Below are 15,380 nucleotides of genomic sequence, written 5' to 3' on the forward strand. Positions count from 1 at the left end.
GGACCGGTACGCGCGTAGTGAGTCCGAGCCCTCGGAAGGACCCCCTCTTGGCCGCCTCGCGCAACGCCTCGACTGCCAATACGAACAACGGCGACAGCACTGCCCCGCTGCGCATCTCTTTTGCGAAGATCAAGGAGCCCCTCGGGGTTCCGAACCTCCTTGCGCTGCAGACCGAAAGCTTCGACTGGCTGCTCGGCAATGCCGCATGGAAGGGTCGCGTCGAGGCTGCGCTGGAGAGTGGGCAGGAAGTCCCCACCAAGTCCGGTCTCGAAGAGATCTTTGAGGAGATCTCGCCGATCGAGGACTTCTCCGGGTCGATGTCGCTGACGTTCCGCGATCACCGCTTCGAACCCCCGAAGAACTCGATCGACGAGTGCAAGGAGCGCGACTTCACGTACGCCGCTCCGCTGTTCGTCACCGCCGAGTTCACCAACAACGAGACCGGCGAGATCAAGTCTCAGACGGTCTTCATGGGCGACTTCCCGCTCATGACGAACAAGGGCACCTTCTGCATCAACGGCACCGAGCGTGTCGTCGTCTCGCAGCTGGTCCGCTCGCCGGGTGTGTACTTCGACAGCTCCATCGACAAGACGTCCGACAAGGACATCTTCTCCGCCAAGATCATCCCGTCCCGGGGTGCCTGGCTGGAGATGGAGATCGACAAGCGCGACATGGTCGGTGTGCGCATCGACCGCAAGCGTAAGCAGTCCGTGACCGTCCTGCTCAAGGCGCTCGGGTGGACCACCGAGCAGATCCTCGAGGAGTTCGGCGAGTACGAGTCCATGCGCGCCACCCTGGAGAAGGACCACACCCAGGGCCAGGACGACGCGCTGCTGGACATCTACCGCAAGCTGCGTCCGGGCGAGCCGCCGACGCGTGAGGCCGCGCAGACGCTGCTGGAGAACCTCTACTTCAACCCCAAGCGCTACGACCTCGCCAAGGTCGGCCGCTACAAGGTCAACAAGAAGCTCGGCGGCGACGAGCCGCTGGACGCCGGTGTGCTCACCACCGACGACGTCATCGCCACGATCAAGTACCTGGTGAAGCTGCACGCCGGGGAGACCGAGACGATGGGGGAGTCGGGCCGGACGATCGTCGTCGAGACCGACGACATCGACCACTTCGGCAACCGCCGTCTGCGCAACGTCGGCGAGCTCATCCAGAACCAGGTCCGTACGGGTCTCGCCCGTATGGAGCGCGTCGTGCGCGAGCGCATGACCACCCAGGACGTCGAGGCGATCACGCCGCAGACCCTGATCAACATCCGGCCGGTCGTCGCCTCCATCAAGGAGTTCTTCGGCACCAGCCAGCTGTCGCAGTTCATGGACCAGACCAACCCGCTGTCGGGTCTGACCCACAAGCGCCGTCTGTCGGCGCTGGGCCCCGGTGGTCTCTCCCGTGAGCGGGCCGGCCTGGACGTCCGTGACGTGCACCCCTCGCACTACGGCCGCATGTGCCCGATCGAGACCCCTGAAGGTCCCAACATCGGTCTGATCGGCTCGCTGGCCTCCTACGGCCGGGTCAACGTCTTCGGCTTCATCGAGACGCCGTACCGCAAGGTCGTCGACGGCCAGGTCACCGAGGAGGTGGACTACCTCACCGCCGATGAGGAGGACCGCTTCCTGATCGCGCAGGCCAACGCCAAGCTCTCCGAGGACATGCGGTTCTCCGAGCAGCGTGTGCTGGTCCGCCGTCGTGGCGGCGAGGTCGACCTCGTCCCCGCCGACGAGGTGGACTTCATGGACGTCTCGCCGCGCCAGATGGTGTCGGCCGCGACCGCCATGATCCCGTTCCTCGAGCACGACGACGCCAACCGCGCGCTCATGGGATCGAACATGATGCGCCAGGCCGTTCCGCTGATCAAGGCGGAGTCGCCGCTGGTCGGCACCGGTATGGAGTACCGCTGCGCGGTCGACGCCGGCGACGTCATCAAGGCCGAGAAGGACGGTGTGGTCCAGGAGGTCTCCGCGGACTACATCACCGTCGCCAACGACGACGGCACGTACACCACGTACCGCGTCGCCAAGTTCACCCGCTCCAACCAGGGCACCTCCTTCAACCAGAAGGTCGTCGTGGACGAGGGCGCGCGCGTCATCGAGGGCCAGGTCCTCGCCGACGGTCCGTCCACCGAAGAGGGCGAGATGGCCCTCGGCAAGAACCTGCTCGTGGCGTTCATGCCGTGGGAGGGTCACAACTACGAGGACGCGATCATCCTGTCGCAGCGCCTCGTGCAGGACGACGTCCTCTCCTCGATCCACATCGAGGAGCACGAGGTCGACGCCCGTGACACCAAGCTCGGCCCCGAGGAGATCACCCGGGACATCCCGAACGTCTCCGAGGAGGTCCTCTCCGACCTCGACGAGCGCGGCATCATCCGGATCGGTGCCGAGGTCGTGGCCGGCGACATCCTCGTCGGCAAGGTCACGCCCAAGGGTGAGACCGAGCTGACCCCCGAGGAGCGCCTGCTCCGCGCGATCTTCGGTGAGAAGGCGCGCGAGGTGCGCGACACCTCGCTGAAGGTGCCGCACGGTGAGATCGGCAAGGTCATCGGCGTCCGCGTCTTCGACCGCGAGGAGGGCGACGAGCTGCCCCCGGGCGTGAACCAGCTGGTCCGCGTCTACGTCGCCCAGAAGCGCAAGATCACGGACGGCGACAAGCTCGCCGGCCGCCACGGCAACAAGGGTGTCATCTCGAAGATCCTGCCGGTCGAGGACATGCCGTTCCTGGAGGACGGCACCCCGGTCGACATCATCCTCAACCCGCTGGGTGTCCCGTCCCGAATGAACCCGGGGCAGGTCCTGGAGATCCACCTCGGCTGGCTCGCCAGCCAGGGCTGGAAGGTCGAGGGGTCCGAGGACTGGCAGCAGCGGCTCCAGGCGATCGGCGCCGACAACGTTGCGCCGAACACCAACGTCGCCACCCCGGTCTTCGACGGTGCGCGCGAGGACGAGCTGGCGGGTCTGTTCGACTCGACGCTCCCCAACCGCGACGGCGAGCGGATGGTCAAGTCCTCCGGCAAGGCCCAGCTGTTCGACGGCCGCTCCGGCGAGCCGTTCCCGGACCCGATCTCGGTCGGGTACATGTACATCCTCAAGCTCCACCACCTGGTCGACGACAAGCTGCACGCCCGCTCGACCGGTCCGTACTCGATGATCACCCAGCAGCCGCTGGGTGGTAAGGCTCAGTTCGGTGGCCAGCGCTTCGGTGAGATGGAGGTGTGGGCGCTGGAGGCTTACGGCGCCGCATACGCCCTCCAGGAGCTGCTGACCATCAAGTCCGACGACGTCACCGGCCGCGTGAAGGTCTACGAGGCCATCGTCAAGGGCGAGAACATCCCCGAGCCCGGCATCCCCGAGTCCTTCAAGGTGCTCATCAAGGAGATGCAGTCCCTGTGCCTCAACGTGGAGGTGCTGTCCTCGGACGGCATGTCCATCGAGATGCGCGACACCGACGAGGACGTCTTCCGCGCTGCGGAGGAGCTCGGCATCGACCTGTCCCGGCGCGAGCCGAGCAGCGTCGAAGAGGTCTGACGGGAGTTTGGCCGGGGAGCCCGTGAGGGTTCCCCGGCCGGCCCCAAGACCCCCGTTTCAGACCCCAAGACTTACAACCCTGAGAGGGATTGACGCATAGTGCTCGACGTCAACTTCTTCGATGAGCTCCGGATCGGTCTGGCCACCGCTGACGACATCCGTCAGTGGAGCCACGGCGAGGTCAAGAAGCCCGAGACCATCAACTACCGCACCCTCAAGCCCGAAAAGGACGGACTCTTCTGCGAGAAGATCTTCGGTCCGACCCGGGACTGGGAGTGCTACTGCGGTAAGTACAAGCGCGTCCGCTTCAAGGGCATCATCTGCGAGCGCTGCGGCGTCGAGGTCACTCGCGCCAAGGTGCGTCGTGAGCGGATGGGCCACATCGAGCTGGCCGCTCCCGTTACCCACATCTGGTACTTCAAGGGCGTCCCGAGCCGGCTGGGCTACCTGCTGGACCTCGCGCCCAAGGACCTCGAGAAGGTCATCTACTTCGCCGCGTACATGATCACGTACGTGGACGAGGAGCGCCGCACCCGCGATCTGCCCTCGCTGGAGGCCCACGTCTCCGTCGAGCGCCAGCAGATCGAGCAGCGCCGTGACTCCGACCTGGAGGCCCGCGCCAAGAAGCTCGAGACCGACCTGGCCGAGCTGGAGGCCGAGGGCGCCAAGGCCGATGTGCGCCGCAAGGTGCGCGAGGGCGCCGAGCGTGAGATGAAGCAGCTGCGCGACCGTGCGCAGCGCGAGATCGACCGTCTCGACGAGGTCTGGAACCGCTTCAAGAACCTCAAGGTCCAGGACCTGGAGGGCGACGAGCTGCTCTACCGCGAGCTGCGGGACCGCTTCGGCACGTACTTCGACGGTTCGATGGGTGCCGCTGCCCTGCAGAAGCGCCTGGAGACCTTCGACCTCGAGGAGGAGGCCGAGCGCCTCCGCGAGATCATCCGTACCGGCAAGGGCCAGAAGAAGACCCGTGCGCTCAAGCGCCTCAAGGTCGTCTCCGCCTTCCTGCAGACCCGCAACAGCCCCAAGGGCATGGTGCTGGACTGCATCCCGGTGATCCCGCCGGACCTGCGTCCGATGGTGCAGCTGGACGGTGGCCGCTTCGCGACCTCCGACCTGAACGACCTGTACCGCCGCGTCATCAACCGCAACAACCGCCTGAAGCGGCTTCTCGACCTCGGCGCGCCCGAGATCATCGTGAACAACGAGAAGCGCATGCTCCAGGAGGCCGTCGACGCGCTCTTCGACAACGGCCGTCGTGGCCGCCCGGTGACGGGCCCCGGCAACCGTCCGCTGAAGTCGCTGTCCGACATGCTCAAGGGCAAGCAGGGCCGCTTCCGTCAGAACCTGCTCGGTAAGCGAGTCGACTACTCGGCGCGTTCCGTCATCGTCGTCGGCCCGCAGCTCAAGCTGCACCAGTGCGGTCTGCCCAAGGCCATGGCGCTGGAGCTCTTCAAGCCGTTCGTGATGAAGCGTCTGGTGGACCTCAACCACGCGCAGAACATCAAGTCGGCCAAGCGGATGGTCGAGCGCGGCCGCACCGTCGTGTACGACGTCCTCGAAGAGGTCATCGCCGAGCACCCGGTGCTGCTGAACCGTGCGCCCACCCTGCACCGCCTCGGCATCCAGGCCTTCGAGCCGCAGCTGGTCGAGGGCAAGGCCATTCAGATTCACCCGCTCGTCTGCACCGCGTTCAACGCGGACTTCGACGGTGACCAGATGGCCGTGCACCTGCCGCTGTCCGCGGAGGCGCAGGCCGAGGCCCGCATCCTGATGCTGTCCTCGAACAACATCCTCAAGCCGGCCGACGGCCGTCCGGTCACCATGCCGACCCAGGACATGGTGCTCGGCCTCTTCTTCCTCACCACGGATGAAGAGGAGCGCAAGGTCATCGGCGAGGGCCGCGCGTTCGGCTCGGCCGCCGAGGCGATCATGGCGTTCGACGCCAAGGAGCTCTCGCTCCAGGCGAAGGTCGACATCCGCTTCCCGATCGGTACGGTTCCGCCCCGTGGCTGGACCCCGCCGGTTCCGGAGGAGGGCGAGCCCGAGTGGCAGCAGGGTGACAGCTTCCGGCTGCGTACGACCCTGGGCCGCGCGCTCTTCAACGAGCTGCTGCCCGAGGACTACCCGTTCGTCGACTACTCGGTGGGCAAGAAGCAGCTCTCCGCGATCGTCAACGACCTGGCCGAGCGCTACCCGAAGGTCATCGTGGCGGCGACGCTCGACAACCTGAAGGCGGCCGGTTTCCACTGGGCGACCCGTTCCGGCGTCACCGTCGCCGTTTCGGACATCGTCGTGCCGGAGGCCAAGAAGGCCATCGTCGCGGGCTACGAGGCCCAGGACGAGAAGGTCCAGAAGCAGTACGAGCGCGGTCTGATCACCAAGGACGAGCGCACTCAGGAACTGATCAACATCTGGACCAAGGCGACCAACGAGGTCGCCGAGGCGATGAACGAGAACTTCCCCAAGACGAACCCCATCTTCATGATGGTTGACTCGGGTGCCCGAGGAAACATGATGCAGATGCGGCAGATCGCCGGTATGCGTGGTCTGGTGTCGAACGCGAAGAACGAGACCATCCCGCGTCCGATCAAGGCGTCGTTCCGCGAGGGTCTGTCCGTGCTGGAGTACTTCATCTCCACCCACGGTGCCCGTAAGGGTCTGGCGGACACCGCCCTTCGTACCGCCGACTCCGGTTACCTGACCCGTCGTCTGGTCGACGTCTCCCAGGACGTCATCATTCGCGAGGAGGACTGCGGCACCGAGCGCGGCCTCAAGCTGCGGATCGCCTCGAAGGACGCCTCCGGCGTGCTGCGCAAGGCGGACGACGTCGAGTCCAGCGTCTACGCCCGCATGCTGGCCGAGGATGTCGTCGTCGACGGCAAGGTCGTCGCCCCGGCGAACGTCGACCTCGGTGACGTGCTCATCGACGCGCTGGTCGCCAACGGCGTCGAGGAGGTCAAGACCCGCTCGGTCCTGACCTGTGAGTCGGCGGTCGGCACCTGTGCCTACTGCTACGGCCGTTCGCTGGCCACCGGCAAGCTGGTCGACATCGGTGAGGCGGTCGGCATCATCGCCGCCCAGTCCATCGGTGAGCCCGGCACCCAGCTGACGATGCGTACCTTCCACACCGGTGGTGTGGCCGGTGACGACATCACCCTGGGTCTGCCGCGTGTCGTCGAGCTCTTCGAGGCCCGTACGCCCAAGGGTGTCGCCCCGATCTCGGAGGCGGCCGGCCGCGTCCGGATCGAGGAGACCGAGAAGACCAAGAAGGTCGTCGTCACCCCGGACGACGGCAGCGACGAGATGGCGTACGGCGTCTCCAAGCGTGCCCGTCTCCTGGTGGGCGAGGGCGACCACGTGACGGTCGGCCAGCCGATGACCGTGGGTGCCGTCAACCCGCACGACGTGCTGCGGATCCTCGGCCAGCGTGCCGTCCAGGTCCACCTGGTCGGCGAGGTCCAGAAGGTCTACAACAGCCAGGGCGTGGCGATCCACGACAAGCACATCGAGATCATCATCCGGCAGATGCTGCGCCGCGTGACGATCATCGAGTCCGGCGATGCGGAGCTGCTGCCGGGCGAGCTCGTGGAGCGCACGAAGTTCGAGGGCGAGAACCGTCGCGTCGTGGCGGAAGGCGGCCACCCGGCCTCCGGCCGTCCGCAGCTGATGGGTATCACCAAGGCTTCGCTGGCGACGGAATCCTGGCTGTCGGCCGCCTCCTTCCAGGAGACGACCCGAGTGCTGACGGACGCGGCGATCAACGCCAAGTCCGACTCGCTCATCGGCCTCAAGGAGAACGTCATCATCGGTAAGCTCATCCCGGCCGGTACGGGCCTGTCCCGCTACCGCAACATCCGGGTCGAGCCCACCGAGGAGGCCAAGGCCGCGATGTACTCGGCCGTCGGTTACGACGACATCGACTACTCGCCCTTCGGCACCGGCTCCGGCCAGGCGGTCCCGCTGGAGGACTACGACTACGGTCCGTACAACCAGTAAGCCCGGTCCGTACGGTTCGCCCGTACGGCAAGCGACAGGGCGGTCACCCCGGTGGGGTGGCCGCCCTGCGGCGTGTGGGGCGTTCGGCCGGGCGAGGGAACTTGTCCTCCCATCTCTGCGTCTGTGATGAGAAGATGGGGAGAACTGTCGAGCGGGGGGAGGTTCGCGAAGTGGCATTCCAGCCGTGGCAGGGTGGGCAGCCCGTCCAGCCGGCGAATCAGATGCCGGCGATGCGTGCCTCGCACGCGGATCGCGAGCGTGCGGTCGATGTGCTCAAGGCCGGATTCGCCGAAGGGCGGCTCCAGCAGGCCGAGTACGAGCAGCGGATGGGCCGGGCGTATCAGGCGCAGACCCATGCCGAGCTCCAGATGCTGGTGGCGGATCTGCCGCAGGGGCCGGTGCCGCAGGCACAGTTCCAGCCGCGGCCGGTGGTGCCGCCGACGTTCATGCCGATGCCCGTGCAGATGCCGATGCAGATGCCCATGCCGATGCACACCAACAGCTCGGCGACCGGCGCACTGGTCTGCGGGATTCTTTCGCCGATGACCTGGGGGCTGTCGTCGATCCCGGCGGTCATTCTCGGCCACAAGGCGCGCGCCGAGATCCGCCGTACGGGCGAGCGCGGCGACGGTCAGGCGATCGCGGGCATCGTGATCGGCTGGCTGGGCATCGGCGGCTGGGCGCTGTTCCTGCTGCTGCTGGTGCTGATGGGGGTCGCGGGGCACTGACCGCCGTGACGGCCGCGGGCCGGCGGCGGTGTCCGCGGACGGCGTTCCGCCTTCTTCCCCAATACGTGCGATGCCACTACGGTGGCCGCATCGCCGTGACGAGTCCGGCGTGTCCTTCGCGTATGCATTTGTTTTGACCGTAGCCCATGCGGTAGGTACGCTCTGACCTTGTGCCTGGGGTGTCCCTGGCCTGCCGTGCGCGCATCCTCCTCAGGTTTCATCCTGGGAGTGCCGAGAGCGCGGAAGCCGGGTCTCGACACCGCAATCTGTCGCCTCTCTCGCTTGCGAGGGACCGGTCTACAGGATTCGACACACCCGACCGCGTGGGTCGGTGACGTTCCAGGTTAGTTGTACCGAGACAAGAAACCGGAGAAACGGTGCCTACGATCCAGCAGCTGGTCCGAAAGGGCCGCCAGGACAAGGTCGAGAAGAACAAGACACCCGCACTGGCGGGCTCGCCGCAGCGTCGTGGTACGTGCACTCGTGTGTTCACGACCACCCCGAAGAAGCCGAACTCGGCCCTCCGCAAGGTTGCGCGAGTCAAGCTGAGCAGTGGGATCGAGGTCACTGCCTACGTCCCGGGTGAGGGGCACAACCTGCAGGAGCACTCGATCGTGCTCGTGCGTGGTGGCCGTGTGAAGGACCTGCCGGGTGTTCGCTACAAGATCATCCGCGGCTCCCTCGACACGCAGGGCGTCAAGAACCGTAAGCAGGCTCGCAGCCGCTACGGCGCCAAGAAGGAGAAGTAAGAATGCCTCGTAAGGGCCCCGCCCCGAAGCGCCCGGTCATCATCGACCCGGTCTACGGTTCTCCTCTGGTGACCTCCCTGATCAACAAGGTGCTGCTGAACGGCAAGCGCTCCACCGCCGAGCGCATCGTTTACGGCGCCATGGAGGGTCTGCGCGAGAAGACCGGTAACGACCCGGTCATCACGCTCAAGCGCGCGCTTGAGAACATCAAGCCGACCCTTGAGGTCAAGTCCCGCCGTGTCGGTGGCGCCACCTACCAGGTTCCGGTCGAGGTCAAGCCCGGCCGCGCCGCCACCCTGTCGCTCCGCTGGCTCGTGGGCTACTCCCGCGCCCGCCGCGAGAAGACCATGACCGAGCGCCTCATGAACGAACTGCTCGACGCCTCCAACGGCCTCGGCGCTTCGGTCAAGAAGCGCGAGGACACGCACAAGATGGCCGAGTCCAACAAGGCCTTCGCGCACTACCGCTGGTAGTCGCAACCCACATCGAGACCGAGAGAAGATTGAGCCGATATGGCCACCACTTCGCTTGACCTGGCCAAGGTCCGCAACATCGGGATCATGGCCCACATCGACGCGGGCAAGACGACCACCACCGAGCGGATCCTGTTCTACACCGGTGTCTCTTACAAGATCGGTGAAGTCCACGACGGCGCTGCCACGATGGACTGGATGGAGCAGGAGCAGGAGCGCGGCATCACGATCACGTCTGCCGCGACGACCTGCCACTGGCCGCTGGAAGACGTCGATCACACCATCAACATCATCGACACCCCGGGTCACGTCGACTTCACCGTCGAGGTGGAGCGCTCCCTGCGCGTGCTCGACGGTGCCGTGACGGTGTTCGACGGCGTCGCCGGTGTTGAGCCCCAGTCCGAGACCGTTTGGCGTCAGGCGGACCGCTACGGCGTTCCCCGCATCTGCTTCGTCAACAAGCTCGACCGGACCGGCGCGGAGTTCCACCGCTGCGTCGACATGATCACGGACCGCCTCGGCGCGGTGCCGCTGGTCATGCAGCTGCCGATCGGCACCGAGATGGACTTCAAGGGCGTCGTCGACCTCGTGAAGATGAAGGCCCTGGTGTGGTCCGCCGAGGCCGCCAAGGGTGAGATGTACGACACCGTCGACATCCCCGACACTCACACCGAGGCCGCCGACGAGTGGCGCGGCAAGCTGCTCGAGGCCGTCGCGGAGAACGACGAAGCCATGATGGAGCTCTACCTCGAGGGCCAGGAGCCCACCGAGGAGCAGCTCTACGAGGCGATCCGTCGTATCACCATCGCCTCCGGCAAGTCCGACACCACGACCGTCACCCCGGTCTTCTGCGGTACCGCGTTCAAGAACAAGGGCGTCCAGCCCCTGCTCGACGCGGTGGTGCGCTACCTGCCCTCCCCGCTGGACGTCGAGGCCATCGAGGGCCACGCCGTCAACGACGCGGAGCAGGTCGTCACGCGCAAGCCGTCCGAGGAAGAGCCGCTGTCGGCGCTGGCGTTCAAGATTGCGAGCGACCCCCACCTGGGCAAGCTCACCTTCATCCGGGTGTACTCGGGCCGCCTTGAGGCCGGCTCGCAGGTGCAGAACTCGGTGAAGGGCAAGAAGGAGCGCATCGGCAAGATCTACCGGATGCACGCGAACAAGCGTGAGGAGATCGAGTCGGTGGGTGCCGGTGACATCGTCGCCGTCATGGGTCTGAAGCAGACCACCACCGGTGAGACCCTCTGCGACTCCGCGCACCCGGTGATCCTGGAGTCCATGGACTTCCCGGCCCCGGTCATCCAGGTCGCCATCGAGCCCAAGTCGAAGGGCGACCAGGAGAAGCTGGCGGTCGCGATCCAGCGCCTCGCTGAAGAGGACCCCTCGTTCCAGGTGCACACCGACGAGGAGACCGGCCAGACCATCATCGCGGGTATGGGCGAGCTGCACCTCGACGTGCTGGTCGACCGTATGCGCCGTGAGTTCCGGGTCGAGGCCAACGTCGGCAAGCCGCAGGTCGCCTACCGCGAGACCCTGCGCAAGGCCGTCGAGCGTCTGGACTACACGCACAAGAAGCAGACCGGTGGTTCCGGTCAGTTCGCGAAGGTGCAGATCGCGCTCGCGCCTCTCGAGGGCGACGGGTACGAGTTCGAGAACAAGGTCACCGGTGGCCGTATCCCGCGGGAGTACATCCCGTCCGTGGACGCGGGCTGCCAGGAGGCCATGGAGTTCGGCGTTCTCGCCGGCTACCCGCTGACCGGCGTCAAGGTCACCCTTCTCGACGGTGCCTTCCACGAGGTCGACTCCTCGGAAATGGCCTTCAAGATCGCCGGCTCGATGGCCTTCAAGGAGGCCGCTCGCAAGGCCTCCCCGGCCCTGCTCGAGCCGATGATGAAGGTCGAGGTCACCACGCCCGAGGACTACATGGGCGATGTGATCGGCGACATCAACTCCCGCCGTGGTCAGATCCAGTCCATGGAGGAGCGCAGCGGCGCCAAGCTCGTCACGGGCCTGGTTCCCCTTTCGGAGATGTTCGGCTACGTCGGAGACCTCCGCAGCAAGACGTCGGGTCGCGCAAGCTACTCGATGCAGTTCGACTCCTACGCCGAGGTTCCCCGGAACGTCGCCGAGGAGATCATCGCGAAGGCCAAGGGCGAGTAGTCCCGTCTCCCGAGAGCCGGAACACGCTTTAGGCTTGACACCGTCTGACGGGGTAATCCCCGCAATCCGTGAGGATTGCCCCGTCAGCCGGCACCCCAGCAAAGATCACCTGGCGCCGATGAGTAAGGCGTACAGAACCACTCCACAGGAGGACCCCAGTGGCGAAGGCGAAGTTCGAGCGGACTAAGCCGCACGTCAACATCGGCACCATCGGTCACATTGACCACGGTAAGACGACCCTCACGGCCGCCATTACCAAGGTGCTGCATGACGCGTACCCGGACCTGAACGAGGCCTCGGCCTTCGACCAGATCGACAAGGCTCCTGAGGAGCGCCAGCGCGGTATCACCATCTCCATCGCGCACGTCGAGTACCAGACCGAGTCGCGTCACTACGCCCACGTCGACTGCCCCGGTCACGCGGACTACATCAAGAACATGATCACCGGTGCGGCGCAGATGGACGGCGCCATCCTGGTGGTCGCCGCCACCGACGGCCCGATGCCGCAGACCAAGGAGCACGTGCTCCTGGCCCGCCAGGTCGGCGTTCCGTACATCGTTGTCGCCCTGAACAAGGCCGACATGGTGGACGACGAGGAGATCCTGGAGCTCGTCGAGCTCGAGGTCCGTGAGCTCCTCTCCGAGTACGAGTTCCCGGGCGACGACGTTCCGGTCGTCAAGGTCTCGGCGCTCAAGGCGCTCGAGGGCGACAAGGAGTGGGGCAACTCCGTCCTCGAGCTGATGAAGGCCGTCGACGAGTCGATCCCGCAGCCCGAGCGTGACGTCGACAAGCCGTTCCTGATGCCGATCGAGGACGTCTTCACGATCACCGGCCGTGGCACCGTTGTCACCGGTCGTATCGAGCGTGGTGTCCTCAAGGTCAACGAGACCGTCGACATCATCGGCATCAAGACCGAGAAGACCACCACCACGGTCACCGGTATCGAGATGTTCCGGAAGCTCCTCGACGAGGGCCAGGCCGGTGAGAACGTCGGTCTGCTGCTTCGCGGTATCAAGCGCGAGGACGTCGAGCGCGGCCAGGTCATCATCAAGCCGGGCTCGGTCACCCCGCACACCGAGTTCGAGGCGCAGGCCTACATCCTGTCCAAGGACGAGGGTGGCCGCCACACGCCGTTCTTCAACAACTACCGTCCGCAGTTCTACTTCCGTACGACTGACGTGACCGGTGTTGTGACCCTCCCCGAGGGCACCGAGATGGTCATGCCGGGCGACAACACCGAGATGTCGGTCAGCCTGATCCAGCCGGTCGCCATGGAGGAGGGCCTGAAGTTCGCCATCCGTGAGGGTGGCCGGACCGTCGGCGCCGGCCAGGTCACCAAGATCAACAAGTAATTCTGTTGATCGGGGAGACCCGGTAGTAGCTCAACAAGGAGCCCCGTCCACCATCAGGTGGGCGGGGCTCCTTGACAGTTCGGCCCCGATTGGCCTTACGCGTCCCGGGTATGGCACACTGTCCAGGTTGCTCGGTTGAGTGCCGATGCTGCGCGCCTCCCGCCGGGAGGACCGGAAGCGAGTCCCAGGTATTCGTCGTCCCTTCTCAGGGGCGGAAGTACGGGAATCTTCCGGGAAGCGTCAGCGGGGTGCCTCGGCCAGGCGCCCGGCGGGTGTTCTTCCCCCACTTTCTCCTTCTTGAAGGATCTCTTTGCGGAGATTTACGAGAAGGGGCGCGACACGCCCGACCGCGTGGGTCGGAGAAGAACGCGAACCTTCCGGGTCCCAGAGCGTTACGAGAGACAGGACTACGAAGTAGCCATGGCGGGACAGAAGATCCGCATCCGGCTCAAGGCCTACGACCACGAGGTCATCGACACTTCGGCGAAGAAGATCGTCGAGACGGTGACCCGCACTGGTGCGTCGGTCGCGGGCCCGGTGCCGCTGCCCACTGAAAAGAACGTGTACTGCGTCATCAAGTCGCCGCACAAGTACAAGGACTCGCGCGAGCACTTCGAGATGCGCACGCACAAGCGCCTGATCGACATCCTCGACCCGACGCCGAAGACCGTTGACTCCCTGATGCGACTCGACCTCCCGGCCGGTGTCGACATCGAGATCAAGCTCTGAAGGCCGGTGATCTGAGAGATGGCTAAGCAGATCAAGGGCATCCTGGGCGAGAAGCTCGGCATGACGCAGGTGTGGGACGAGAACAACCGTGTTGTTCCGGTCACCGTCGTCAAGGCCGGGCCCTGTGTCGTTACCCAGGTGCGCACCAATGACCAGGACGGTTACGACTCCGTCCAGATCGCCTTCGGCGAGATCGACCCGCGCAAGGTGAACAAGCCCCTCAAGGGCCACTTCGCCAAGGCCGACGTCACCCCCCGTCGTCACCTCGTCGAGGTCCGTACCGCTGACGCCAGCGAGTACTCCCTCGGCCAGGAGCTGACCGCCGAGACCTTCGAGTCCGGCGTCAAGGTGGACGTGACCGGCAAGAGCAAGGGCAAGGGCTTCGCCGGTGTCATGAAGCGTCATGGCTTCCACGGCGGCAAGGCCTCGCACGGTGCCCACCGCGTGCACCGCAAGCCTGGCTCCATCGGTGGCTGCGCCACCCCGGGCCGCGTGTTCAAGGGCATGCGGATGGCCGGCCGTATGGGCAATGAGCGGGTCACCACCCAGAACCTGACCGTCCACGCCGTTGACGCGGAGAAGGGTCTGCTGCTCATCAAGGGCGCAGTTCCTGGTCCGAACGGCGGCCTCGTCCTGGTCCGTACCGCGGCCAAGGGGGCCTGAGGTAACCGATGAGCACCATTGACATCCTTTCGCCGGCAGGCGACAAGGCCGGGACCGTCGAGCTCCCCACGGAGATCTTCGACGTCGAGAAGATCAGCATCCCGCTGATCCACCAGGTCGTTGTCGCACAGCTGGCCGCTGCCCGTCAGGGCACGCACAAGACCAAGACTCGCGGCGAGGTCCGCGGCGGTGGCAAGAAGCCTTACCGCCAGAAGGGCACCGGCCGCGCGCGCCAGGGTTCGACCCGTGCGCCGCAGTTCGCCGGCGGTGGCGTCGTCCACGGCCCCGTGCCGCGTGACTACTCGCAGCGGACCCCGAAGAAGATGAAGGCCGCGGCCCTGCGCCACGCCCTCACCGACCGGGCCCGCAACAGCCGCATCCACGTCGTTTCCGGCGTGGTGGAGGGCGCGGTGTCCACCAAGGCCGCCAAGACGCTGTTCGGCAAGATCTCGGAGCGCAAGAACCTGCTCCTGGTCGTCGACCGCGCCGACGAGGCCGCGTGGCTCTCCGCCCGCAACCTGCCCCAGGTTCACATCCTGGAGCCGGGCCAGCTGAACACGTACGACGTGCTCGTCTCCGACGACGTGGTCTTCACCAAGGCCGCCTTCGAGTCCTTCGTGTCTGGCCCCAAGGCCAACGCTGAGACCGAAGGGAGCGACGCCTGATGACTGAGGCCGTCGTCACCAGCAAGACCTTCACGGACCCCCGTGACGTGCTGAAGAAGCCCGTCGTGTCCGAGAAGAGCTACGCGCTGCTGGACGAGAACAAGTACACGTTCATCGTCGACCCGCGCGCCAACAAGACCCAGATCAAGCAGGCCGTCGAGGCGGTCTTCTCGGTCAAGGTCACCGGGGTCAACACGATCAACCGGCAGGGCAAGCGCAAGCGCACCCGCACCGGTTTCGGTAAGCGCGCGAACACCAAGCGTGCCATCGTGACCCTCGCCGAGGGCGACCGTATCGACATCTTCGGCGGTCCGACCGCCTAAGGGCGGTCC

11 protein-coding genes are annotated in these 15,380 nt (G+C 65.9%); all 11 read left to right on the forward strand.

Annotation, left to right across the window (positions count from 1 at the left end; all coding sequences use genetic code 11):
- Positions 1-47 precede the first annotated feature (47 nt).
- Complete coding sequence (gene rpoB / locus SNA_RS37275; RefSeq protein WP_030062902.1) at positions 48-3,530, forward strand: DNA-directed RNA polymerase subunit beta; 3,483 nt, start codon at positions 48-50, stop codon at positions 3,528-3,530.
- 99 nt (positions 3,531-3,629) lie between these two features.
- Positions 3,630-7,529 (forward strand): DNA-directed RNA polymerase subunit beta', encoded by a 3,900-nt coding sequence (locus SNA_RS37280; protein ID WP_030062901.1) that lies wholly within the window; start codon positions 3,630-3,632, stop codon positions 7,527-7,529.
- 230 nt (positions 7,530-7,759) lie between these two features.
- The gene (locus SNA_RS37285) at positions 7,760-8,257 is read left to right on the forward strand and encodes a DUF1707 and DUF4190 domain-containing protein (RefSeq protein WP_030062900.1); all 498 of its coding nucleotides are present in this window, start codon (positions 7,760-7,762) and stop codon (positions 8,255-8,257) included.
- A gap of 377 nt (positions 8,258-8,634) precedes the next feature.
- Positions 8,635-9,006, forward strand: coding sequence for a 30S ribosomal protein S12 (rpsL, locus tag SNA_RS37290; protein ID WP_030062899.1), 372 nt, complete (start codon positions 8,635-8,637; stop codon positions 9,004-9,006).
- Positions 9,007-9,008: 2 nt separating this feature from the next.
- Positions 9,009-9,479 (forward strand): 30S ribosomal protein S7, encoded by a 471-nt coding sequence (gene rpsG, locus SNA_RS37295; RefSeq protein WP_004571813.1) that lies wholly within the window; start codon positions 9,009-9,011, stop codon positions 9,477-9,479.
- Positions 9,480-9,518: 39 nt separating this feature from the next.
- Complete coding sequence (gene fusA, locus SNA_RS37300) at positions 9,519-11,639, forward strand: elongation factor G (protein WP_030062898.1); 2,121 nt, start codon at positions 9,519-9,521, stop codon at positions 11,637-11,639.
- Between the two features lie 158 nt (positions 11,640-11,797).
- A complete protein-coding gene (gene tuf / locus SNA_RS37305; protein ID WP_030062897.1) occupies positions 11,798-12,991 on the forward strand; it encodes an elongation factor Tu in 1,194 nt (397 codons plus the stop codon).
- Between the two features lie 420 nt (positions 12,992-13,411).
- Complete coding sequence (gene rpsJ, locus SNA_RS37310) at positions 13,412-13,720, forward strand: 30S ribosomal protein S10 (RefSeq protein ID WP_004571821.1); 309 nt, start codon at positions 13,412-13,414, stop codon at positions 13,718-13,720.
- An 18-nt stretch (positions 13,721-13,738) separates the two neighbouring features.
- A complete protein-coding gene (gene rplC / locus SNA_RS37315) occupies positions 13,739-14,383 on the forward strand; it encodes a 50S ribosomal protein L3 (protein ID WP_030062896.1) in 645 nt (214 codons plus the stop codon).
- 8 nt (positions 14,384-14,391) lie between these two features.
- The gene (gene rplD / locus SNA_RS37320) at positions 14,392-15,048 is read left to right on the forward strand and encodes a 50S ribosomal protein L4 (protein WP_030062895.1); all 657 of its coding nucleotides are present in this window, start codon (positions 14,392-14,394) and stop codon (positions 15,046-15,048) included.
- Complete coding sequence (gene rplW / locus SNA_RS37325; protein WP_030062894.1) at positions 15,048-15,371, forward strand: 50S ribosomal protein L23; 324 nt, start codon at positions 15,048-15,050, stop codon at positions 15,369-15,371. Before rplD ends, rplW begins: the two co-directional genes overlap by 1 nt.
- The last annotated feature ends 9 nt before the right edge of the window (positions 15,372-15,380 follow it).

The sequence above is a fragment of the Streptomyces natalensis ATCC 27448 genome (assembly GCF_000935125.1).
Taxonomy (GTDB): Bacteria; Actinomycetota; Actinomycetes; order Streptomycetales; family Streptomycetaceae; genus Streptomyces; species Streptomyces natalensis.

Bases quoted from the DNA above. Each gene is read 5' to 3' on its own strand.
- rpsG (WP_004571813.1), top strand. From the start codon at position 9,009: ATGCCTCGTAAGGGCCCCGCCCCGAAGCGCCCGGTCATCATCGACCCG.
- SNA_RS37285 (WP_030062900.1), top strand. From the start codon at position 7,760: ATGCGTGCCTCGCACGCGGATCGCGAGCGTGCGGTCGATGTGCTCAAG.
- rplC (WP_030062896.1), top strand. From the start codon at position 13,739: ATGGCTAAGCAGATCAAGGGCATCCTGGGCGAGAAGCTCGGCATGACG.
- rpsJ (WP_004571821.1), top strand. From the start codon at position 13,412: ATGGCGGGACAGAAGATCCGCATCCGGCTCAAGGCCTACGACCACGAG.
- rplD (WP_030062895.1), top strand. From the start codon at position 14,392: ATGAGCACCATTGACATCCTTTCGCCGGCAGGCGACAAGGCCGGGACC.
- rplW (WP_030062894.1), top strand. From the start codon at position 15,048: ATGACTGAGGCCGTCGTCACCAGCAAGACCTTCACGGACCCCCGTGAC.
- fusA (WP_030062898.1), top strand. From the start codon at position 9,519: ATGGCCACCACTTCGCTTGACCTGGCCAAGGTCCGCAACATCGGGATC.